This is a genomic window from Jatrophihabitans sp., assembly GCF_036000465.1.
Lineage (GTDB): Bacteria > Actinomycetota > Actinomycetes > Mycobacteriales > Jatrophihabitantaceae > Jatrophihabitans.
Genome location: NZ_DASYFV010000056.1, coordinates 1 through 21,766, shown reverse-complemented (window position 1 = coordinate 21,766; position 21,766 = coordinate 1). Strand labels below are relative to the sequence as shown.

Genomic DNA, 21,766 nt, shown 5'->3' with positions numbered 1-21,766 from the left:
CAGTGGCTGCGCTTCCACACCCAGACCGCGGGCGTCTCGCTCACCGCGCAGCAGCCCGACAACAACATCGTGCGCACCGCCGTCGAGGCTCTGGCCGCGGTGCTCGCCGGCACCAACTCCCTGCACACCAACGCGCTCGACGAGGTGCTGGCGCTGCCGTCGGCCCACGCGGCCCAGATCGCGCTGCGCACCCAGCAGGTCATCGCCGAGGAGACCGGCGTGCTCAGTGTCGCCGACCCGCTCGGTGGCTCGTGGTACGTCGAGGCGCTGACCGACCGCATCGAGGCCGACGCGGAGCGCATTTTCGAGCGCATCAAGGACCTCGGCGGCGACGGCACCATCACCTCCGGCCTGCTGCGCGGCATCGAGGACGGCTGGTTCATCACCGAGATCGCCGACTCGGCCTTCGAGTACCAGGTCGCGCTCGAGAAGGGCGACAAGCGGGTCGTCGGCGTCAACACGCTCACCGGCGACATCGGCGAGAACCTCGAGATCCTGCGGGTGTCGCACGAGGTCGAGCTGGCCCAGCGCGAGCTCGTCGCCTCGCGTCGCGCCGGCCGGGACCAGGCCGCCGTCGACTCGGCGATCGCCCGCATGGTCGCCGATGCCGAGGCCGACCGGAACACGCTGCCGGCGATGCTCGACGCCGTCCGGGCCGAGGCCACGATGGGCGAGATCTGCAATGCCTTCAAGCCGCTCTGGGGCGAGTACCGCGAGGCCGCCCGCTTCTAGGACCGGCACGGTGCGTGCCGTCATCCCGGTCGGCGCTTGACCGTCGACCGGGCCCGGAGTTCGCTCGGGTGCGGCCCGTCGCGGTCGCGCGGGCCTTCGCGGGGAGGGTCTGGGGGTTGGGCAAAATGCGCTACGTCATGGACTGCCGCAAGGAACCGAGTGAGAGCAACTGCTCGCTGACGATCGCCGGTGAGCGCGACGAGGTCCTCCGCGCCGCCGCCGAGCACGCGGCCTCGGTCCACGGCCACGAGGACACCCCGGAGCTGCGCGAGATGCTCGCCGGGGTGCTCGAGCCCGAGGCGGTGCCTGCCGTCTGAGTCGCCGCCCTACCGACTTGTCCGCTCGTGTGGCTGTGATTCCTACCCGGAACCACAGCCACACGGGCGGACAAGTCGCTTTCGGGGCCGGGTCAGAAGGAGCCGTGGCGACCCTCGCCGGACGCGAACCGGGTCGCGCCGGCGACGCCCTCGGCCCGCAGCGACGAAAGGCCGTGCCCGAACTCGATGCCCAGCGCGGTGGATTCGTCGTGCCCGAAGCCGTCGTAGACCGAGCGGCGGTCCGAACGCAGGCAGGCCTGCGGGAACGCGGCGATCTCGGCCGCCAGCGCCTCGGCGGCGGCCCGGCCCTCGCCCGGCGGCACGACGCGGTTGGCGAAGCCCATGGCCAGCGCCTCCTCGGCGCCGACCGGGCGCCCGGTCAGGATCAGGTCGAGGGCGCGGCCGAGGCCGACGATGCGCGGCAGCCGGACCGTCCCGCCGTCGATCAGCGGCACGCCCCAGCGTCGGCAGAACACGCCGACGACGGCATCGGACTCCATGACCCGGAGGTCGCACCACGACGCGAGCTCGATGCCGCCGGCCACGGCGAAGCCGCTGATCGCGGCGATCACCGGCTTGCCCAGGACGAGCCGGCTCGGCCCCATCGGCCCGTCGGTGGTCATGTCGGGGTCGAGACGGTTCGACATCTGCTTGAGGTCGGCACCGGCGCAGAAGGTTCCGCCCGCCCCGCAGAGCACCGCCACGCGGGCCGAGGCGTCGCCATCGAACTCGCGGAACGCGTCAGCGAGGGCCTGGGCGGTCGGGCCGTCGACGGCGTTGCGGGCCCCGGGGCGATCGATGACGACCGTCCAGATCTGGTCGTTGCGTTCGACATGGACGGTCACGGATCGCACGCTACCCAGCGAGGAGGGTCACCGATCGGTGGAAGAGCGGGCCGATCTGGGAAACTGGACGCATGCGTCCCGGTGCCCCACGACCCACCCGCGCCTCGCGCGGCCCCGCCCAGCCGAATCCGGCCTCCGCCGCCGCGATGGCCGGCGCCGTCGATCTCGCCGCGCTGAAGGCGCGTAACGAGGCGGCGGCCCGCGCGGCCGAGGCCCCGGCGCCCGCGGCCGGCCAGTACGTCATCGACGCGGGCGAGGCCTCCTTCCAGACCGATGTGCTCGACCGCTCCTTCCAGGTGCCGGTGCTGCTCGACCTCTGGGCCGAGTGGTGCCAGCCATGCAAGCAGCTCTCGCCGATCCTCGAGCGGTTGGCCAACGCGGCCGGCGGCTCGTGGATCCTGGCCAAGGTCGACGTCGACGCCAACCCGCGCATCCAGCAGCTGCTGCAGGTGCAGAGCATCCCGGCCGTGTTCGCGGTGATCGGCGGCCAGCTGGTGCCCGGGTTCCAGGGCGCGCTGCCCGAGGCCCAGGTCCGCGAGTTCGTCGACGCCGTGCTGCAGGCCGGGCGCGAGGCCGGGCTCTCCGGGCCGGGCACCCCGCCGCCGGCCGACGGGGCCGAGCCGGCCGCCCCCGAGCCGCCCGAGGACCCGCGCTTCACCGCGGCCGAGGACGCCCTCGAGGCGGGTGACTACGCGCTCGCCGCCGAGCGCTACCAGGCGATCCTCGATCAGGAGCCGGCCAACTCCGAGGCCTCCCTCGCCCTGGGCCAGGTGCGCCTGATGCAGCGCCTCGAGACCGTCGACCGGGACGCCTTCGCCCGGGCCGACGCCGCGCCCGACGACGTCGACGCCCAGCTCGCCGCGGCCGACCTCTCGCTCGCGAGCAACGACGTGCCCGGCGCGCTCGACCGGCTGCTGCGCACGGTGTCCCTCGTCGCCGGCGACGACCGCGACCGCGTCCGGCAGCGGCTGCTCGAGTTCTTCGACCTGCTCGGCCCGGACGACCCGCGCGTCCCGCCGGCCCGGCGCCAGCTCACTCGCGCCCTCTTCTGAGGCCGGCCCGCCGCCACATCCCCGGTTGAGTGGCGCGTAACGCGTCGAGTGGCGCGTACCTACTCGCCACTCAGCGCGTTACTCGCCACTCAACCCGATGGGCGTCGCCGGACCCGATGGGGTCAGCCGGCGTAGCGCAGCCACAGCGTGCCGAGCGGGGGGACCCGCAGCCGCGCCGAGGCGGGCTGGCCGTGCCACATCTCCTCGGTCGCCTCGACGCCGCCGAAGTTGCCGACGCCCGAGCCGAAGTACGTCTCGGCATCGGTGTTGACGACCTCGTCCCAGCGACCGGGGAAGGGCAACCCGAGGCGGTAGCCCTCGTGCGGCACCGGCGAGAAGTTCGCGACGCAGGCGAGCACCGAGCCGTCGTCGCCGAAGCGCAGGAACGAGTAGACGTTGCCCGCCGCGTCGTTGGCGTCGATCCAGTGGAAGCCGTCGGGCGTGGTGTCGCGCGACCACAGCGCACTGGTCTCGGTGTACGTGCGGTTGAGGTCGCCGATCAGGCGCGAGACGCCGCGGTGGCCCGGGTCGTCGAGCAGCCACCAGTCGAGCGAGCGCGACTCGGCCCACTCGGCGCCCTGCGCAAACTCCTGACCCTGGAACAGCAGTTGCTTGCCCGGGTGGGCCCACATGTAGGCATACATCGCGCGCAGCGTGGCCATCTGCTGCCAGCGGTCGCCCGGGATCTTGTTGAGCAGCGAGCCCTTGCCGTGCACGACCTCGTCGTGCGACAGCGGCATGACGAAGTTCTCGGTGTAGGCGTACATCATCGAGAAGGTCAGCTCGTTGTGGTGCCACTGGCGGTGCACCGGCTCGTGGGCGAGGTAGCTCAGCGTGTCGTGCATCCAGCCCATGTCCCACTTGAAGCCGAAGCCGAGCCCGCCGAGGTGGGTGGCGCGGGTGACGCCAGGCCACGACGTCGACTCCTCGGCGATGGTCACCGCGCCGGGCACGCGCTTGTAGACCGTCGCGTTCATCTCCTGCAGGAACGCCACCGCTTCGAGGTTCTCGCGCCCGCCGTGCTTGTTCGGCAGCCACTCGCCGTCCTTGCGCGAGTAGTCCAGGTAGAGCATCGAGGCGACGGCGTCGACGCGCAGGCCGTCGATGTGGAACTTCTCCAGCCAGAACAGGGCGTTGGCGACGAGGAAGTTGCGCACCTCGCTGCGGCCGAAGTCGAAGACGTAGGTGCCCCAGTCCATCTGCTCGCCGCGGCGGGGGTCGCCGTGCTCGTAGAGCGCGGTGCCGTCGAAGCGACCGAGGGCGAACTCGTCCTTGGGGAAGTGCGCCGGCACCCAGTCGACGATGACGCCGATGCCGGCGTTGTGCAGCGCGTCGACGAGGAAGCGGAAGTCGTCCGGGCTGCCGAAGCGGGCCGACGGCGCGTAGTAGGACGACACCTGGTAGCCCCACGAGCCGCCGAACGGGTGCTCGGCGACCGGCAGGAACTCGACGTGGGTGAAGCCGGTCTCCTTGACGTAGGCGACGAGCTCATCGGCGAGCTCGCGGTAGGACAGCCCCATGCGCCACGAGCCGATGTGCACCTCGTAGATCGACATCGGCGCCTTGTGCCACTCGGTCTGCGCCCGCCGGGTCATCCACTCGTCGTCGGCCCACTCGTAGCTCGACGTGGTGACGACCGACGCGGTGGCCGGCGGCGCCTCGCAGGCGAAGGCCATCGGGTCGGCCTTGTGCCGCCACTGGCCGTCGGCGCCGAGGATCTGGAACTTGTACTTGGCGCCGTCGCCGACGCCGGGCACGAACAGCTCCCAGACCCCGGTCGAGCCCATGACCCGCATCGGCAGCGAGCGGCCCGACCAGTAGTCGAACTCCCCGGCCACCCGCACGCCCTTGGCGTTGGGGGCCCACACCGCGAACGACGTGCCGCTGACCGGCCCGCCGGGGGTGTCGTAGGTGCGCACGTGCGCCCCCAGGACGTCCCAGAGATTCTCGTGGCGGCCCTCGCCGATCAGGTGCAGGTCGACCTCGCCGAGCGTGGGCAGCCACCGGTACGGGTCGTCGACGGTGAGCGTGTCCGAGCCGTAGGTGACCTCGAGGCGGTAGTCGGTGGCCGGGCCGTCGAGCAGTACCTCGAAGACGCCTCCGTCGTGGACGCGGGTCATCGGCGACCGGCTGCGGCCGACGATGACCGACACCGACGCGGCGTCGGGGCGCAGCGTGCGGACGACGGTGTCGCCGTCGGGCGTGGGGTGCGCCCCGAGCACGCCGTGGGGGTTGTGGTGGCCGCCTGAGACCAGGCGGTCGAGCTCGTCACGGGCAACCGTGGTGGTCATGAGGTTCCTCCATCGGTGGCGAGTCGGGTCAGGGTGGCAAGGGGGATGGGCAACCAGCTCGGCCGGTTGCGGGCCTCGTACACCGCCTCGTAGACGGCCTTGTCGGCCTCGAAGGCGCGCAGCAGCACGAGGTGCGAGCGGGGATCGCTGCCGGCGGCCTCGGCGTAGCCGTCGCAGAACGCGTCCCGGTTGCGCTTGGACCACTCGGCGGCACGGTAGGTCAGCTGCGGGTCGTAGCCCGCTTCGATGACGCGGTGGTGCCCGGCGTACTCGAACGAGCGCAGCATGCCGGCGACGTCACGGAGCGCGGAGTCGAGCTCGCGGCGTGCGTCCATCGCGGCCATCGGCTCGCCCTCGAAGTCGATGAGCACCCAGCGGTACACCGTGCGCAGCGCCTGGCCCAGATGCAGGTCACCGTGGATGCGCTGCATGGTGACGCTGTCGGTCAGCGTGGCGACCGCGGCGAAGACGTCGGTCAGCCCGGCGTGGACGTCGGCGAGCTCGGGAACGATCGCGACCGCGCGGTCGAGACGCTCCTGCATGGCCCGCGCCCGGCTGCGGAGCTCGTCGGCCGTCGCCTCGCGGGTGCCGAAACCCACGGCGAGGTCGGCGTGCACCGCGGCCACGGCGGCGCCGAGCCGGTGCGCCTCGCCGGCGAAATCGCCGCCGGCCTCGTCGGCGTGCAGGTCGGCCTCGGCCATGAGGTCGCGCACGCTGGTCTTGGCGAGCTCCCAGCCGTCGGTGGCGCTGGTCATGAACTCCTGCAGCATCGCCAGGGACGACGGCACGCCGTCGATGTCGGCCTCGACCGAGCCGAGCAGCTTGGCGATGTGCTTGGCGCCGAGCGTGCTCAGCACGGCCTGCACCTCGATGTCGGGGTTGATGCCGGGCTGCAGGCGGCGGAACACCTTCATGATCGCGATGTCGCCGAAGATCATCGAGGTGTTCGACTGCTCGCCGCTGAGCACGAGGCTCGGCTCGTCGACCGGGATCTCGTCGGGCTGGCCGTAGCTGGTGAAGCGGACAGCTCCCACCGGATTGGAGATGGTCTGGCCGTCGCGCATGTCGGCGAGCCAGGCGGGGGTGACGTCCTTGTCGTGCAGCGCGTCGTAGAGCCAGCGCTTGCCGACCTCGGTGTCGACCGTGCCGAGCAGCACGTGCTCGAGGTTGTCGACCGGCGCGTCCCGGCTGACCAGCGGCACCTGGTAGGTCTCGGTCTCACCGTCGCCGTAGTCGGCGTGGACGGCCCAGATCGTCACCTCGGGATCGACGGACAGCTCGGCGAGCCGGGTGGTGCTGAAGGTGACGCACCGGCCCTTGCCGGCGAACCAGCGTTGGGTCGGCACCCACGCCTCGACGAGTGGGAGGAGCATCTCAGATGTCGTCATGAAGGGTTTCTTCCTGGTTGCCGGCGGCGGCGGGTTCGGCCGTCGGTTGTGGCACCCGGGGGATCCGAAGCCAGTAGAAGCCGTGCCCGGCGAGGGTGAGCAGGTAGGGCAGCTCACCGATCTGCGGGAAGTGCGCGCCGCCCATCAGCTCGATCGGCTGGGCGCCTTCCCACGGGCGCAGGTCGAGCTCGGCCGCCTGGGGGAAGCGCGACAGGTTGTTCACGCACAGCACGATGTCGTCGCCGAACTCGCGCACGAAGCTGAGCACCGACGGGTTGCTGCCGCCGATGTCGTTGAACGTGCCGATGCCGAAGGCCGGGTTGGCCTTGCGGACGTTGATCATGCGACGCGTCCAGTGCAGCAGCGACGACGTATTGCGCGTCTGCGACTCGACGTTGGTGACCTGGTAGCCGTAGATGGAGTCCTGGTTGGCCGGCAGGTAGAGCCGGCCGGGGTCGGCCGTGGAGAACCCGGCGTTGCGGTCGGGCGTCCACTGCATCGGGGTGCGCACGCCGTCGCGGTCTCCGAGCCAGATGTTGTCGCCCATGCCGATCTCGTCGCCGTAGTACAGGACGGGCGAGCCGGGCAGCGACAGCAGCAGCGCGGTGAACAGCTCGATCTGGTTGATGTCGTTCTCGAGCAGAGGGGCGAGCCGCCGGCGGATGCCGATGTTGGCCTTCATCCGCGGATCCTTGGCGTACTCGTTCCACATGTAGTCGCGCTCTTCGTCGGTCACCATCTCGAGCGTCAGCTCGTCGTGGTTGCGCAGGAAGATGCCCCACTGGCAGTTGTCCGGGATGTGCGGCGTCTGCTCCATGATCTCCGAGATCGGGTAGCGACTCTCGCGCCGGACGGCCATGAAGATGCGCGGCATGACCGGGAAGTGGAACGCCATGTGGCACTCGTCGCCGCCCACCGACGGGTCGCCGAAGTACTCGACGACGTCGGCCGGCCACTGGTTCGCCTCGCACAGGAGCACGCGGTCGGGATAGTCGCGGTCGACCTCCTTGCGTACGCGGCGCAGGAACTCGTGGGTCTCGGGCAGGTTCTCGCCGTTCGTTCCGTCGCGGACGAACAGGTACGGCACGGCGTCGAGCCGGAAACCGTCGATGCCGAGATCGAGCCAGAACCGCAGCGCGTCGAGGATCGCCTCCTGGACGTCGGGGGAGTCGAAGTTCAGGTCGGGCTGGTGGCTGAAGAAGCGGTGCCAGAAGTACTGCTTGCGGACGGGGTCGAACGTCCAGTTCGACGGTTCGGTGTCGACGAAGATGATGCGCGCGTCGGGGTAGCGCGTGTCGTCGTCGTTCCACACGTAGAAGTCGCCGTACGGGCCGTCCGGGTTCGCGCGGCTCTCCTGGAACCACGGGTGCTGGTCGGACGTGTGATTCATGACGAAGTCGATGATCACCCGGATGCCGCGCTCGTGCGCGGCGTCGAGCAGCACCTTGAAGTCGTCGATGGTGCCGAACTCGGGCAGCACGCCGGTGTAGTCACTGACGTCGTAGCCGCCGTCGCGCAGGGGGGAGGTGAAGAACGGCGGCAGCCACAGGCAGTCGACGCCGAGCCACTGCAGGTAGTCGAGCTTCTCGGTCAGGCCGCGGAGATCTCCCGAGCCGTCGCCGTTGGAGTCGGCGAAGCCGCGCACGAGAACCTCGTAGAAGACGGCCCGCTTGAACCAGTCGGGTTCGTGGGTCACGGCTGATTCGGTGTTGTCGACGGCTGTCTCGTCAACGGACATCAGACGGTCTGCTCCCTCTGGACGTGGAATATGTGGGCACTGCGCGTGAACGGGTCGAGGCGCACGTAGTTGCGCTCGCCCCACCGGTACTCCTCACCGCTGAGCAGGTCGACCACGGTGAAGCCGCTGTTCCAGTCCATACCCAATGCCTCGAGGTCGAGCGACACGGTGGCCTCGCGCCACTCGTGCGGGTTCACCGTGCAGACGACGATGATCGTGTCGCCGGTGGCCGCATCGCGCTTGCTGAACGCGGTGATGTCGGGGTTGTCGACCTCGTGGAAGTGCACGTTGCGCAACTGCTGCAGCGCCGGGTGCTCCCGCCGGATCGTGTTCAGCTTTCCGATCAGCGGCGCGAGCGAGCGGCCGTCGGCCAGCGCGGCGGCGTAGTTGCGCGGGCGCAGCTGGAACTTCTCCGAGTCGAGGTACTCCTCGGCGCCCGGACGCAGGCCGAGGTGCTCGTACAGCTCGTAACCCGAGTAGACGCCCCAGGTGGGCGCCGTCGTCGCGGCGAGCACGGCCCGGATCGCGAACGCGCTCGGGCCGCCCGTCTGCAGGTAGAAGGGCAGGATGTCCGGGGTGTTCACGAAGAAGTTCGGCCGCATGTAGTGCGCGGCATCGGCGAGCTCGCCGATGTAGGTCTCGATCTCCTCGCGGGTGTTGCGCCACGTGTAGTACGTGTAGCTCTGGTGGAAGCCGACCTTGCCGAGCTCGTGCATCATGGCCGGCCGGGTGAACGCCTCGGCCAGGAACAGCACGTCCGGGTCGGTCTTGCGTACCTCGGCGATGAGCCACTGCCAGAAGTTGATCGGCTTGGTGTGCGGGTTGTCGACGCGGAAGATGCGCACGCCGGCGTCCATCCAGTGCCGCACGATGCGCAGGCACTCGGCGTAGAGGCCCTTGGGGTCGTTGTCGAAGTTCAGCGGGTAGATGTCCTGGTACTTCTTCGGCGGGTTCTCCGCGTAGGCGATCGTGCCGTCGGGCTTGGAGGTGAACCACTCGGGGTGCTCGCCGACCCACGGGTGGTCGGGCGCGCACTGCAGGGCGAGGTCGAGCGCGACCTCCATGCCGAGTTCCTCGGTGCGCTTCACGAACGCTCGGAAGTCGGCCATCGTGCCGAGCTCGGGGTGGATCGCGTCGTGCCCGCCGTCCTTCGAGCCGATGGCCCAGGGGGAACCGACGTCCCAGCTCGCCGCGACGAGGGTGTTGTTCGGGCCCTTGCGGTTCCGCTCGCCGATCGGGTGGATCGGCGGCAGGTAGACGACGTCGAAGCCGAGCGACGCGACGTAGTCGAGATGCTCGATCGAGTCCTTGAACGTGCCGTGCCGGGCCGGGCGGGCCGGGGCGATGGGGTCCTGGGCCAGTTCGGCGCCGATCGACCGGGGGAAGAACTCGTACCAGCTGCCGTAGAGCGCGCGGGGACGATCGACCCACACCGGGTACCGCGGCGACGCGGTGACGTACTCGCGCACCGGGTGGTCGTGGACCAGGCGCTGCAGGTAGTCGTCGAGCGCGGGCGAGACGCGGTGCGCGACGTCCAGCGTCGTGTCGCGCAGGGCCCGCGCCGCCGCCAGCGCGCGGGGGCGCTCGGGCTTCGGCAACGTCCGGGCCAGCTGGTCGAACAGCCGGGCGCCGGTCTCGAGGTCGTTGGCGAGGTCCTCGCTGCCCTGGCCCGCCTCGATCTTGACCGTGACGGAATGGTGCCACGTCGAGAACGGATCGCTCCACGCCTCGACGGCGAACGACCACGAACCGGGCCGGTCGAGCACGATGTCGGCGTGCCACCGGTCGGTGCCAGGGGCACCGGGCGACATTCGCACGACCGCGGTCTTGCGACCGGTGCTGTCCCGCACCACCACGCTCGCCCCGATGGCATCGTGACCCTCGCGGAACACGACGGCCGAGACGGGGAGCGGCTCGCCGACCACGCAGCGGGCGGGGAATTCGCCGGAGACGGTGGAACCGACCACCGGCCTGACATTGGTGAGTCCGAAGCGTCCTACCACTCACGTCACGTTACCCAGGTTGGGGTGGGTCACCGCAAATTCGGCCGGTAACGTTTTCATCGACCGACGCCCGGTCGCCGGGTAGGCCGGACATCCCGGACGAGACCGTACGTTCGCATCCCTGAGGTCGGTCCCGCCGCACGTCCCGGAAACCCTTACGGAACTGCTAGCGTCCGCGTACGTGAAGGCACTTCGACGACTCACCGTCCGCGCTGCGTACCCGGCCGAACTCGCAAAACTGGCCGACATCGTGGCCAACCTGCGCTGGTCCTGGCACGCCGATTCCCTCGACCTCCTCGAGTCGGTCGACCCCGAGCTCTGGCTCGCCTGTGGTCACGACCCGGGCCGCATGCTCGGCGAGGTCAGCGCCGACCGGTTCGCCCAGCTCGCGCGTGACCGCAAGTTCATCCGCCGGCTCAACGACATCCACGACGACCTCGTCGACTACCTCGAGCAGCCGCGCTGGTACCAGAACCAGCAGGCCGACGGCGGGGTCGACGCGGGCACGCTGCCCGAGACGATCGCCTACTTCTCGCCCGAGTTCGGCATCACCGAGGTGTTGCCGCAGTACTCCGGCGGCCTCGGCATCCTGGCCGGCGACCACCTCAAGGCGGCCAGCGACCTCGGCGTCCCGATCATCGGCGTCGGGCTGCTGTACGGCTCGGGCTACTTCCGGCAGTCCCTCTCGCGTGACGGCTGGCAGCTCGAGCAGTACCCCTCGCACGACCCGCAGGGCCTGCCGCTCACCGCGCTGGAGAACGCCGACGGCACCCCGGCCCGCATCGCGATCGCGCTGCCCGAGTCGCGCACGCTGCACGCCCAGATCTGGGTCGCCCAGGTCGGCCGTGTGCCGCTGCTGCTCATGGACAGCGACATCGAGGAGAACGACAGCGACGCCCGCCAGGTCACCGACCGGCTCTACGGCGGTGGCAAGGAGCACCGTCTCGAGCAGGAGCTGCTGCTCGGCGTCGGCGGCGTGCGGGCCCTCCGGGCCTACTGTGCGGCGACCGGCCGCGCCGCGCCGTCGGTGTTCCACATGAACGAGGGCCACGCCGGCTTCCTCGGCGTCGAGCGCATCCGCGAGATCATCGAGGGTGACGGCCTCACCTTCGACGAGGCGATCCAGGCCGTCCGCGCCGGCACGGTGTTCACCACCCACACCCCCGTGCCGGCCGGTATCGACCGCTTCCCGCGCGACCTGGTCGAGGCCCACCTGACCGGCGTCGCGAACGGCACGGCCCTGCCGGCCGAGCGCATCCTCGCGCTCGGGGCGGAGGAGGACCCGGCCATCTTCAACATGGCCCACATGGGCCTGCGCCTCGGCCAGCGCGCCAACGGCGTCTCACTGCTGCACGGCGACGTCAGCCGCGGCATGTTCAACGACCTCTGGCCCGGATTCGACAGCGCCGACGTGCCCATCACGTCGGTCACCAACGGCGTGCACGCCCCGACCTGGATGGCGCGCGACATCCTCGACATCGCCGAGCGCGTCGTCGGCGCCACCACGATCGCCCAGGGCGGTGGCTGGGAGGCCATCGACAAGGTCGACGACGCCGAACTCTGGCAGGTGCGCAACGTGCTGCGCGAGCGGCTCGTGCACGAGATCCGCCGGCGCATGCGCATCTCGTCGCTGCAGCGCGGCATGGCCGAGGCCGAGATCGGTTGGACGGCCCACGCGTTCGACCCCGACGTCCTGACCATCGGCTTTGCGCGGCGGGTGCCGTCGTACAAGCGACTGACCCTGATGCTGCGCGACCCGGAGCGGCTGCGGGCCCTGCTGCTCGACCCCGAGCGTCCGGTGCAGATCGTCATCGCCGGCAAGAGCCACCCGGCCGACGACGGCGGCAAGCAGCTCATCGCGCAGATGGTGCGTTTCGCCGACGACCCGTCGGTGCGCCACCGCATCACGTTCCTGCCCGACTACGACATCGGCATGGCGCGCTACCTCTACTGGGGGGTCGACGTCTGGCTGAACAACCCGCTGCGCCCGCTCGAGGCCTGCGGCACGTCCGGCATGAAGGCGGCGCTCAACGGCGCGCTCAACCTCTCCATTCTCGACGGGTGGTGGGACGAGTGGTTCGACGGCGACAACGGCTGGGCCATCCCGTCGGCCGACGGGCTCGCCGACCCCGACCGCCGCGACGACCTGGAGGCCGACGCGCTCTACGACCTCGTCGAGAACAACGTGGCGCCGCGCTTCTACGACCGTCCGACCGGCGACGTCCCGACGCGGTGGGTGCAGATGGTGCGCCACACGCTCAAGACGCTCGGCCCCAAGGTGCTCGCGAGCCGGATGGTCAGCGAGTACGTGCGGCGCCTGTACGCGCCGGCCGCCGCGTCGTCCGACCGCATGGTCGCCGACGGCTTCGCCAAGGCCAAGGAGCTCGCGGCCTGGAGCCGGGAGGTGTCCGCCGCGTGGCCGGCCGTCAGCGTGCTGCACGTGGAATCGCAGCTCTCCGGCGCCGGTGACGCCCAGCTGGGCGAGACGCTCACGCTGCGTGCGCAGGTGGCGCTCGGCGGCCTGTCGCCCGATGACGTCGTGGTCGAGGCCGTGTACGGCGGCGTCGACGGCGACGACCGGCTGACCGATGTCGCGACCTCCCGCCTGCGGGTCGTCGAGGCGATCGACGGCGTGACCCGCTACGAGGGCGAGGTGCCGCTCGAGCGGACCGGCGGCTTCGGCTACACGGTGCGGGTGCTGCCCGAGAACGAGCTGCTGGCCTCGTCGGCCGAGCTGGGCGTTATCGCGGTGGCTTAACACTCACTTGACATGAGTCGCGGCGGTGTGGTGTCGTGGCGACGTGAGCTCGACCCCAGCCGCTCGGCGGCTCCGGTCGGCCGACCGGGGGACACGGTCGATCCTGTTCTCCGCCGTCGTCACAGCCATCGTGGTGATCGGTCTCGTCGTGGCGCCCCGGGCCGGGGCGGTCACGACGTCCGAGGTGCGCCTGGCCAACGGCGTCGTGCTGTACCGGCAGGTGTTCACGAGCGTCGAGGGGCACGCCGAGCACGCGGTGCTCATGAACGTCGACCTGGGGGTCCGGGGCGTGCACATCGCGCCGGCCTCGCCGGCCCAGCTGGTGGGGGCCCCGCGGGCGACCGTCCCGACGATGGCCGATGCCACGCACGCGCTCGGCGGCGTCAACGGTGACTGGTTCGACATGCGCTCCTACACCGCGCCGCCGCGGGGCGCGCTGATCCGACCGGGCGCCGTGCTCAAGACACCGCGACCGGCCTGGGCCGCCAACTTCTTCATCCGGGCCGACGGGACGGCCGGCATCGGGCGCATCCCGTTCAGCGGCACGGTCACCCGCACGGCGCGAACCGGTCCGGCCGCGCCGAGCTCGTCCTTCCGGATCTTCTCGGTGAACACCGTCGCCGACGCCCGGGCCGGACGCATCACCCTGATCAACGCCGGCCTCGCGCGCATCGCGCCGGGCTTCGGCTGCACCGCGGCGTTCGGCTACAACACGAGTACCGGCGCCCGCCGCATCAGCGGCAGCGAGACCGGTGCCACCAGCATCCCGCGGCTGGCCCCCGGTCGATGGGCCCTCCTCGCGTGCGGCGGCACCGGCGCCACCTGGCTGCTCGGTCAGGTGCGGGCCGGCGACTCCATGGCGTTCACGCTCAGTTACGGTGCCGGCCTGCCCCGCGCGGCCATCTCGGGCGGGCGCATCCTCGTCGCCGGCGGCCGCGCCTACGACGACGTGGGTGGCCAGCAGTTGCGTCCGGATCAGAACCCGATGACGTTCGTCTGCGTCTCGCGCTACGGCCGCACGGTGCTGCTCGGCGTCGTCGACGGCCGCAGCTACCGCTCGGTCGGCATGGACTACTACGAACTCACCCACTACCTGCTCGCCCTGCACTGCTGGACCGGCATGACCCTCGACGGCGGCGGCTCGACGACGATGACCGCCCGGCTGCCCGGTCACTCGACGAACACGGTGCTGAACGTGCCGTCGAACAACAGCGCCCGCCCGATCGTCGACGGGTTGTTCGTCTACACCCGCTGAATCGTGGAGCTAGGCGCTCCAGGCACGCCCAGCGCTCCAGGCTCCGGCGGCGCGGCGCAGCGTGTGCGTCACCAGCTCGCCGACCTGGGCGGCCTCGATGAGGAAGCCGTCGTGGCCGTGGTCGGAGTGGATGACGTGCAGGCCGTCGGCGGTGGGCACGAGGTCGGCGATCTGCTGTTGCTGGCGCAGCGGGTAGAGGCGGTCGCTGTCGATGCCGGCGACGACGACGAGCGGTCCGGTGACGTCCCGCAGCGCCGCCTCGACCCCGCCGCGGCCGCGGCCGACGTCGTGGGTGTTCATCGCGTCGGTCAGCGTCACGTAGCTGGCGGCGTCGAAGCGGCGGGCGAGCTTGCCGGCGTGGTGGTCGAGGTAGGACTGCACGCTGAACCGGTCCGACCCCGGCTCCTGCGGCGACCGGCCGAAGCGAACGTCGAGCTCGTACTCGCTGCGGTAGGTCAGGTGCGCGATACGCCGGGCGATCCCGAGGCCGGCGTGTGGTCCGGCGCCGGTGCCGTAGTAGTCGCCGCCGTGCCAGTTCGGGTCGTTCTCGATGGCCAGTACCTGCGCGGTCTGGGTGCCGATCTGGTCGGCGCTCGCCGCGGCGCCGGTGGCGAGCACCAGGGCGGCCGCCACGCGGTCGGGGAACATCGCGGCCCACTCGAGCGCGCGCATGCCGCCCATCGACCCACCGATCACCGCGGCGAAGCGGTCGATGCCGAGGCGATCGGCCAGCAGCGCCTCGACCTGCACCTGGTCGCGGACGGTCACGCGCGGGAAGGCCGAGCCCCACGGGTCGCCCTTCGGCCCGAGCGACGACGGACCGGTGCTGCCCTGGCAGCCGCCGAGGACGTTGCCGGCCACGAGGAACCACTCGTCGGTGTCGAGCGGGCGCCCCGGCCCGATGATCGCGTCCCACCAGCCCGGGGTGGGCTGGCCCGGGCCGGCCGGACCGCTGAGGTGCGCATCGCCGGTCAGTGCGTGCAGGACGAGCACGGCGTTGCTGATCCGGCCGCGGGCGTCGTGACGCGGCTGCCCGAACGTCTCGTAGGCGACCCGCACGTCGGGCAGCGAGCCGCCGAACTCGAGCGCGACCGGGCCGAGCCCGGCGAACCGGCGTGACGCGACGGGATCCCCGTCGCGCCACGCCCCCGTGACGGGTGGGTCAGCTGGTCTTCGCGGCACGGAAGCCGGCGTCCAGGTCGGCCAGGATGTCGGCGATGTTCTCCAGACCCACGGCCAGTCGGACGAGGCCGGGCGTCACGCCGGTGGCCGCCTGCTCGTCGACGGTCAGCTGCGAGTGCGTCGTCGACGCCGGGTGGATGACCAGGCTGCGCACGTCACCGATGTTGGCGACGTGGCTGTGCAGCTCGAGGGCCTCGACGAAGCGCTTGCCCGCCTCGACTCCGCCGGCGATCTCGAAGGCCAGCACGCCGCCCACGCCCTGCGGAGCGTACTTCGCCGCCCGCTCGTGCCACGGGCTCGAGGGCAGGCCGGCGTAGTTGACCGACAGCACCTCGTCGCGCTGCTCGAGCCACTCGGCGACCGCCTGTGCGTTCTGCACGTGCCGCTCGACGCGCAGGCTCAACGTCTCGATGCCTTGCGCGAGCAGGAACGCGTTGAAGGGTGCGATGGCCGCGCCGATGTCGCGCAGCAGCTGCACCCGCGCCTTGAGGATGAACGCGAGGTTCGCCCCGAGCGGCGAGCCGACACCGAGGTCGCGGCCGTAGACGAGGCCGTGGTAGCTCGGGTCGGGCGTGTTGTAGTTCGGGAACTTCTCCGGGTCGGCCGCGAAGTCGAAGTTGCCCGAGTCGACGATGACGCCGCCGATCGCCGTGCCGTGACCGCCGAGGTACTTCGTCGCCGAGTGCACGATGATGTCGGCGCCGTGCTCGAACGGGCGGATCAGGTACGGCGTCGCGATGGTGTTGTCGACGACGAGCGGCACGCCGTTCTCGTGCGCGATGCTCGCGACCGTCTCGATGTCGAGGACGTCGATCTGCGGGTTGCTGATCGTCTCGGCGAAGAAGGCCTTCGTGTTCGGACGCACCGCGGCGCGCCACTCGTCCGGGTCGTCGGGGTTGTCCACGAACGTGGTCGTGACGCCCAGCTTCGGGAACGTGTAGTGCAGCAGGTTGTAGGTGCCGCCGTACAACCGCGCGCTGGAGACGATGTGGTCGCCCGCCTCGGCGATGTTGAGCAGCGCGAGGGTCTCGGCCGCCTGACCGCTGCTGGTGAGCAGGGCGCCGACACCGCCCTCGAGCGAGGCGATGCGGTCCTCCACCGCGGCCTGGGTCGGGTTCATGATGCGGGTGTAGATGTTGCCGAACTCCTTGAGGGCAAAGAGATTCGACGCGTGCTCGGTGCTGTTGAACGTGTACGACGTCGTCTGGTAGATCGGCAGCGCGCGGGCGTGCTGCTCACCGTCGGGCGTCTGGCCGGCGTGGATCTGACGGGTCTCGAAAGACCATTCTGCGGACATGGGTGTCTCCTGGAAACAGGGCGGGATGGCTCGGGCGGGCGGGAGCGGTCAGCGCGGACAGCGCGAGCTGCCGGTACGGCCGAGGTCGACGACCCGGCGTACGACGGCCCAGAAACTCATGGCGGCAGCGTATACGCGAGGCCGCCCGAGCGGGAATCGAATGTGATCGGTCGGTCGGTAGGTTCCACCTATGACAGATGAGGGCGAACTGCTCTGGGAACCGGACGCCGAGTGGATCGCCCGCGCGCGGATCACCGACTTCGGCCGGTGGCTGGCCGAGCACGCCGGGGTCAGCGCGAGCACCTACGACGAGCTGTGGCGGTGGTCGATCGCCGACCTCGGCGCGTTCTGGTCCGGCCTGGCGCAGTGGTACGGCCTGCGGTGGCAGACGCCGCCGACGACCGCCCTCGCGGACGCCGCGATGCCCGGCGCGCGGTGGTTCCCCGGCGGCACGCTGAACTACGCCGAGCACGCCCTCTACCCGCCGTGCGGGGTCGAGAAGGACGACGTCGCCGTCCACTTCGCCCGCGAGGACGGACTCGGGGCGACCCTGACCTGGCGCGAGCTGCGTACTCGGGTCGCGGCGATCCGGGCCGCGCTCGTCGAGCAGGGCGTGGGCCGGGGCGACCGGGTGGCCGCGCTCGTGCCGAACGCGCCCGAGGCCCTGATCGCCATGCTGGCCACCGCGTCGCTCGGGGCGATCTGGTCGTCCTGCTCGCCCGACTTCGGGGCGCAGGCGGTGGCCGATCGGTTCACCCAGATCGAGCCGTCGGTGCTGTTCGCCGTCGACGGCTACCTCTACGGCGGCCGGGCCTACGACATCCGCGCCACGGTCGAGGCGCTGCGGGCCGAGCTGCCGACCCTGCGCGCCACCGTGCTCGTGCCCTACCTCGACGACGCGGCCACGCTGCCCGACTCGCTGCGTTGGCCCGACCTCGTCGCCGTCCCGGCCACCCTGGCCTTCGAGCCGATGCCGTTCGACGCGCCGATGTGGGTGCTCTACTCCTCGGGCACCACCGGGTTGCCCAAGCCGATCCTGCACTGCCACGGCGGCATCCTGATCGAGCACGCCAAGCAGCTGAGCCTGCACCTCGACCTCGGCCCGGGCGATCGCTTCTTCTGGTTCAGCACGACCGGCTGGATGATGTGGAACCTGCTCGTCTCCGGTCTCGTCGTCGGGTCGTCGATCGTGCTCTACGACGGCAATCCGGCCCACCCCGGCCCGGACGCGCTGTGGGCGCTCGCCGAGCGCACCGGCATCACCTGCTTCGGGGTGTCGGCGCCGTTCCTGCAGGCGGGCATGAGGGCCGGGCTCCACCCCGGCACGACGTTCGACCTCAGCCGCATCCGCTCCGTCGGCTCGACCGGCGCACCGCTGCCACCGGAGGGGTTCGCCTGGGTCTACGAGGAGGTCGGGCGCGAGCTGATGCTGTCCTCGCTGTCCGGCGGCACCGACGTCTGCACGGCGTTCGTGGGCGGCGCGCCGAACCTGCCCGTGCGCGCGGGGGAGATCCCGTGCCGCATGCTCGGCTGCGACGTGCAGGCCTTCGACGCCGACGGCAACCCGGTCATCGACGCGGTCGGCGAGCTGGTCATCACCCAGCCCATGCCGTCGATGCCGGTCGGTTTCTGGAACGATCCCGACGGCAGCCGCCTCCGCGAGGCCTACTTCGAGCCGTACCCCGGGGTATGGCGGCACGGCGACTGGATCAAGATCACCGAGAGCGGCTCGTGCGTCATCTACGGACGCTCCGACTCGACGCTGAACCGGGGCGGGGTGCGCATGGGCACGGCGGAGTTCTACCGCGTGGTCGAGGAGCTGCCCGGCATTGCCGACTCGCTGGTCATCGACACCTCGGCCGCGGGCAGCGGGGGGCAGCTGTTGCTCTACGTGGTGCTCGACCGGGGCACGTCGCTCGACGACGTCCGCGAGGAGCTGCGCACCCGCATCCGCAGCGACCTCTCGCCCCGGCACGTGCCCGACGACATCGTCGCGATCGCCGAGGTGCCGCGCACGCTCAACGGCAAGAAGTGCGAGGTGCCGGTCAAGCGGGTGCTCGCCGGCGTGCCGCTGGAACAGGCGGTGAGCCAGGGGGCGCTGAAGAACCCCGACGCGATGACGCCGTTCGTCGAGTCCGCGGCGGCCCGCGCGTGATCGGCCGGTCCTCGCGTCGCGCCCGAGCCGCCCGGCGGGCCCGGGACGTGTCCAAGCGCCTGTCGCGGCTCGACCGGCGGCTGCTGTCCCGCGCCGCCGACGCCCGCTCGCCCGGCGCCGACCGGGCCCTCACCGGACTGAGCACCGCCGCCGACAACGGCCTGCTCTGGTACGGCGTGGCGGCGGTACTGACCGCCACGGGGCGGCGGCGTCCGCGCACCGCGGCGGCCAGTGGCCTGCTCGGCCTGGCCATCGCCTCGACGACGGTCAACGGGCCGCTGAAGTACGTGTGGCGCCGCGACCGCCCGCCGACCGACGTGCTCGGCAGCCGGGGTGCCCTGCTGCCCCTGCCGCGCACGTTCTCCTTCCCCTCGGGCCACTCGGCCTCGGCCTTCGCGTTCGCGACCGGCGTGAGCACGGCCATGCCGCCGGTAGCGCCTGCCGTGCTGCCGCTGGCCGCCGGCGTCGCGTACTCGCGGGTGCACACCGGGGTCCACTACCCGAGCGACGTCGTGGTCGGGGCCGGCCTCGGCGCGCTCGCCGGTGTCGTCGCGGCCCGGATCGCGATGCGGGTGCGGGCGTCCTCGGTGCACCACCCGGCCGCCCCACCCCTGGACGTCGCGATCCCGCGCCGGGCGGTGCTGCTGACCAGTGCCGACTCCGGCGCGGCCGAGGACCTCGACGACGCCCTGGTCGTGCTCGACCGGGCCGGCTTCACCATCGAGAAGCAGATCGCGGTCGAGGACCTCGCCGAGCTGCGCGCGCTCCTCGTCGCCGCCGGGGACGACCCGCCGCTCGTGATCGCCGCCGGGGGCGACGGCACGGTCGGGGCCGCGGCCGACGCCGTCACCGACACGCCCGCCGTCCTCGGCGTCATCCCGCTCGGCACCTCCAACGACGTCGCTCGCTCGCTCGGGGTGCCGCCCGATGCGCAGGAGGCCGCCCAGGCCCTGGTCGACGGCCAGGTGACCGCGGTGGACGTCGGGCAGCTGACCGTCCGCGACGGCACGCCCCGCACGTTCATGAACGCCGCGACGATCGGGCTCAACGTCGCCTTCGCCGAGCTGGCCACGACGAGCCGCATGCGGGAGCGCTTCGGCGGCCTGACCTACCCGGTGGCCGCGGCCGTCGCGGTGCGGCGGCACGTGCCGTTCCAGTGCGTCATCGAGCACGACGGCATCCGGCAGCGCCTCGAACTGGTGCACCTCTCGGTCAGCAACGCCCCGATCTTCGGGGGAGTGCTCGGCATCCGGGTGCCCGGCGCGAGCATCACCGACGGCCTGCTCGACGTCATCGCCATCGAGCGGCTCTCCGTCGCCCGGCTGGTGCTGGCCGTGGGCGACGCCCTGGTCGGGCAGCACCGGCCGGTACACGGCGTGCACGCGATGCGAGTGCGCTCCCTGACGGTCTCCGGCAGCAGTGGCGACGAGATCGCCCTGGACGGCGAGATCGTCGGCGGCCTGCCGGCCACCTTCACCGTGCAGCCGGAGACGATGCGGGTCGTGACGCCGCGGGTCGACTGACCCGTGGCGCCCCGGCAACTCGTCAGCGGCTGGCGGCCCGCTTGTACTGGCGCACCGACAGCGGCACGAACACCGCGAGCAGCCCGACGATCCACAGCAGCGTGTAGATGATCGGGTGGTGGAGCGACCACGGGTCCTTCGGCAGCGGCGCGGTACCGGTGTTGCCGAACAGCTGACGCGAGGCCTGCGTGACCGACGAGACCGGGTTCCAGTTGGCGATCGTCCTCAGCACACTCGGGAAGTGCTGGGTCGGCACGAAGGTGTTCGCGATGAACGTCAGCGGGAAGATGACCACGAACGAGGCGTTGTTGACCACCTCCGGGCTGGGCACGATCAGGCCGACCCAGGCCATGATCCACGAGATCGCGTAGGCGAACACCAGCAGCAGCAGGAAACCGCCGATCGCCTCACCGACCGAGCTGCGAATCCGCCAGCCGATGATCAGGCCGGTCGCTGACATCACCACGGTGATCAGCACGTTGTTGGCCACATCGCTACCGGTGCGGCCGATCAGCACAGCCGAGCGTGACATCGGCAGGGACCGGAACCGGTCGATGATGCCCTTCTGGATGTCATCGGCCATGCCGGCCCCGGTCAGGGTGGCCCCGAAGATCACCGTCTGCGCGAAGATGCCGGGAATCAGGAATTCCCGATAGCTCACGCCGGGCGCGGTGATCGCGCTGCCGAAGACGTAGGCGAACAGCAGGATGAACATGATCGGCGAGATGGTGGAGAACACCAGCAGGTCAGGCACCCGCTTGATCTTGATCAGGTTGCGCTTGGCCACGATGGCGCCGTCCAGCAGCGTCTTGGTGAAGGTCATCGGGTCACCTCCTGCAGGTTCTCGGTAGCGGTGTCATCGCCGGCTGATTCGGACGGGTGGCCGGTCAGCGTGAGGAAGACGTCGTCCAGCGTCGGCCGGCGCAGCGCCACGTCCAGCAGCGCGATCTTGGCCTCGTCCAGCCGGCGCAGCGCCTCCATCAGCGAATCCGCTCCACCGGCGACCGGGGCGACGATCCGCCGGCTGTGCTCGTCCAGCTCGAGTTGACCAGTGGCCAGGCTGGCCATGATGGACCGGGCCGCGGCGAGTTCTGCCGGATCCGCCAGCACGATCTCGACCCGCTCACCACCGAGTTGGGCCTTGAGCTGATCGGCCGTTCCGTGCGCGATCGACTTGCCGTGATCGATCACCACGATGTCGTCGGCGAGCCGGTCTGCCTCCTCCAGGTA

The 21,766-nt window shown here is 71.1% G+C and carries 16 protein-coding genes; 7 read left to right on the top strand and 9 right to left on the bottom strand.

Annotated elements, in window-relative coordinates:
• The coding region (locus tag VGN18_RS17080) for a methylmalonyl-CoA mutase family protein (protein ID WP_327540920.1) at window positions 1–732 on the top strand (732 nt) is incomplete at its 5' end.
• Window positions 733–857: 125 nt separating this feature from the next.
• A complete protein-coding gene (locus VGN18_RS17075; RefSeq protein WP_327540919.1) occupies window positions 858–1,049 on the top strand; it encodes a DUF1059 domain-containing protein in 192 nt (63 codons plus the stop codon).
• Between the two features lie 92 nt (window positions 1,050–1,141).
• On the opposite strand, the gene VGN18_RS17070 is transcribed toward VGN18_RS17075, so the two are convergent.
• Entirely contained in the window at window positions 1,142–1,894 is a 753-nt protein-coding gene (locus VGN18_RS17070) for a crotonase/enoyl-CoA hydratase family protein (protein ID WP_327540918.1), read from the bottom strand.
• A 71-nt stretch (window positions 1,895–1,965) separates the two neighbouring features.
• On the opposite strand from VGN18_RS17070, the gene VGN18_RS17065 reads away from it, so the two are divergent.
• A complete protein-coding gene (locus VGN18_RS17065) occupies window positions 1,966–2,946 on the top strand; it encodes a tetratricopeptide repeat protein (protein WP_327540917.1) in 981 nt (326 codons plus the stop codon).
• 122 nt (window positions 2,947–3,068) lie between these two features.
• On the opposite strand, the gene glgB is transcribed toward VGN18_RS17065, so the two are convergent.
• From glgB to VGN18_RS17045, 4 genes are read right to left on the bottom strand one after another with little or no spacing between them, the layout of a single operon-like run.
• Entirely contained in the window at window positions 3,069–5,237 is a 2,169-nt protein-coding gene (glgB, locus tag VGN18_RS17060) for a 1,4-alpha-glucan branching protein GlgB (protein ID WP_327540916.1), read from the bottom strand.
• Window positions 5,234–6,625 (bottom strand): maltokinase N-terminal cap-like domain-containing protein, encoded by a 1,392-nt coding sequence (locus VGN18_RS17055; protein ID WP_327540915.1) that lies wholly within the window; start codon window positions 6,623–6,625, stop codon window positions 5,234–5,236. Before VGN18_RS17055 ends, glgB begins: the two co-directional genes overlap by 4 nt.
• Entirely contained in the window at window positions 6,612–8,363 is a 1,752-nt protein-coding gene (gene treS / locus VGN18_RS17050) for a maltose alpha-D-glucosyltransferase (protein WP_327540914.1), read from the bottom strand. Before treS ends, VGN18_RS17055 begins: the two co-directional genes overlap by 14 nt.
• Window positions 8,363–10,366, bottom strand: coding sequence for an alpha-1,4-glucan--maltose-1-phosphate maltosyltransferase (locus tag VGN18_RS17045; RefSeq protein WP_327540913.1), 2,004 nt, complete (start codon window positions 10,364–10,366; stop codon window positions 8,363–8,365). The genes treS and VGN18_RS17045 overlap by 1 nt, the downstream gene beginning before the upstream one ends.
• Window positions 10,367–10,547: 181 nt before the next feature.
• On the opposite strand from VGN18_RS17045, the gene glgP reads away from it, so the two are divergent.
• Both glgP and VGN18_RS17035 read left to right on the top strand, forming a co-directional pair.
• Window positions 10,548–13,124 (top strand): alpha-glucan family phosphorylase, encoded by a 2,577-nt coding sequence (glgP, locus tag VGN18_RS17040; protein ID WP_327540912.1) that lies wholly within the window; start codon window positions 10,548–10,550, stop codon window positions 13,122–13,124.
• Window positions 13,125–13,167: 43 nt separating this feature from the next.
• A complete protein-coding gene (locus VGN18_RS17035) occupies window positions 13,168–14,379 on the top strand; it encodes a phosphodiester glycosidase family protein (protein ID WP_327540911.1) in 1,212 nt (403 codons plus the stop codon).
• A gap of 9 nt (window positions 14,380–14,388) precedes the next feature.
• On the opposite strand, the gene metX is transcribed toward VGN18_RS17035, so the two are convergent.
• Window positions 14,389–15,561: a homoserine O-acetyltransferase MetX gene (gene metX / locus VGN18_RS17030; protein ID WP_327540910.1), complete on the bottom strand. Its 1,173-nt coding sequence runs from the start codon at window positions 15,559–15,561 to the stop codon at window positions 14,389–14,391.
• Entirely contained in the window at window positions 15,542–16,858 is a 1,317-nt protein-coding gene (locus tag VGN18_RS17025) for a bifunctional o-acetylhomoserine/o-acetylserine sulfhydrylase (protein ID WP_327540909.1), read from the bottom strand. Before VGN18_RS17025 ends, metX begins: the two co-directional genes overlap by 20 nt.
• A gap of 190 nt (window positions 16,859–17,048) precedes the next feature.
• On the opposite strand from VGN18_RS17025, the gene VGN18_RS17020 reads away from it, so the two are divergent.
• Together VGN18_RS17020 and VGN18_RS17015 are read left to right on the top strand one after the other, a co-directional pair.
• Complete coding sequence (locus VGN18_RS17020; RefSeq protein WP_327540908.1) at window positions 17,049–19,013, top strand: acetoacetate--CoA ligase; 1,965 nt, start codon at window positions 17,049–17,051, stop codon at window positions 19,011–19,013.
• Window positions 19,014–19,060: 47 nt separating this feature from the next.
• Window positions 19,061–20,536, top strand: coding sequence for a bifunctional phosphatase PAP2/diacylglycerol kinase family protein (locus tag VGN18_RS17015; protein WP_327540907.1), 1,476 nt, complete (start codon window positions 19,061–19,063; stop codon window positions 20,534–20,536).
• Between the two features lie 22 nt (window positions 20,537–20,558).
• Here VGN18_RS17015 and VGN18_RS17010 read toward each other — a convergent pair whose 3' ends face one another.
• Window positions 20,559–21,359, bottom strand: a complete 801-nt coding sequence (locus tag VGN18_RS17010; RefSeq protein ID WP_327540906.1) for an ABC transporter permease — start codon at window positions 21,357–21,359, stop codon at window positions 20,559–20,561.
• On the bottom strand, window positions 21,356–21,766 hold a 411-nt coding region (locus VGN18_RS17005), incomplete at its 5' end, for a DUF4162 domain-containing protein (RefSeq protein ID WP_327540905.1). The genes VGN18_RS17010 and VGN18_RS17005, both read right to left, overlap by 4 nt.

Coding starts and splice junctions, on each gene's coding strand:
- VGN18_RS17075 (WP_327540919.1), top strand. CDS start 858: ATGCGCTACGTCATGGACTGCCGCAAGGAACCGAGTGAGAGCAACTGC.
- VGN18_RS17025 (WP_327540909.1), bottom strand. CDS start 16,858: ATGTCCGCAGAATGGTCTTTCGAGACCCGTCAGATCCACGCCGGCCAG.
- VGN18_RS17020 (WP_327540908.1), top strand. CDS start 17,049: ATGACAGATGAGGGCGAACTGCTCTGGGAACCGGACGCCGAGTGGATC.
- VGN18_RS17010 (WP_327540906.1), bottom strand. CDS start 21,359: ATGACCTTCACCAAGACGCTGCTGGACGGCGCCATCGTGGCCAAGCGC.
- VGN18_RS17055 (WP_327540915.1), bottom strand. CDS start 6,625: ATGACGACATCTGAGATGCTCCTCCCACTCGTCGAGGCGTGGGTGCCG.
- glgB (WP_327540916.1), bottom strand. CDS start 5,237: ATGACCACCACGGTTGCCCGTGACGAGCTCGACCGCCTGGTCTCAGGC.
- VGN18_RS17065 (WP_327540917.1), top strand. CDS start 1,966: ATGCGTCCCGGTGCCCCACGACCCACCCGCGCCTCGCGCGGCCCCGCC.
- treS (WP_327540914.1), bottom strand. CDS start 8,363: ATGTCCGTTGACGAGACAGCCGTCGACAACACCGAATCAGCCGTGACC.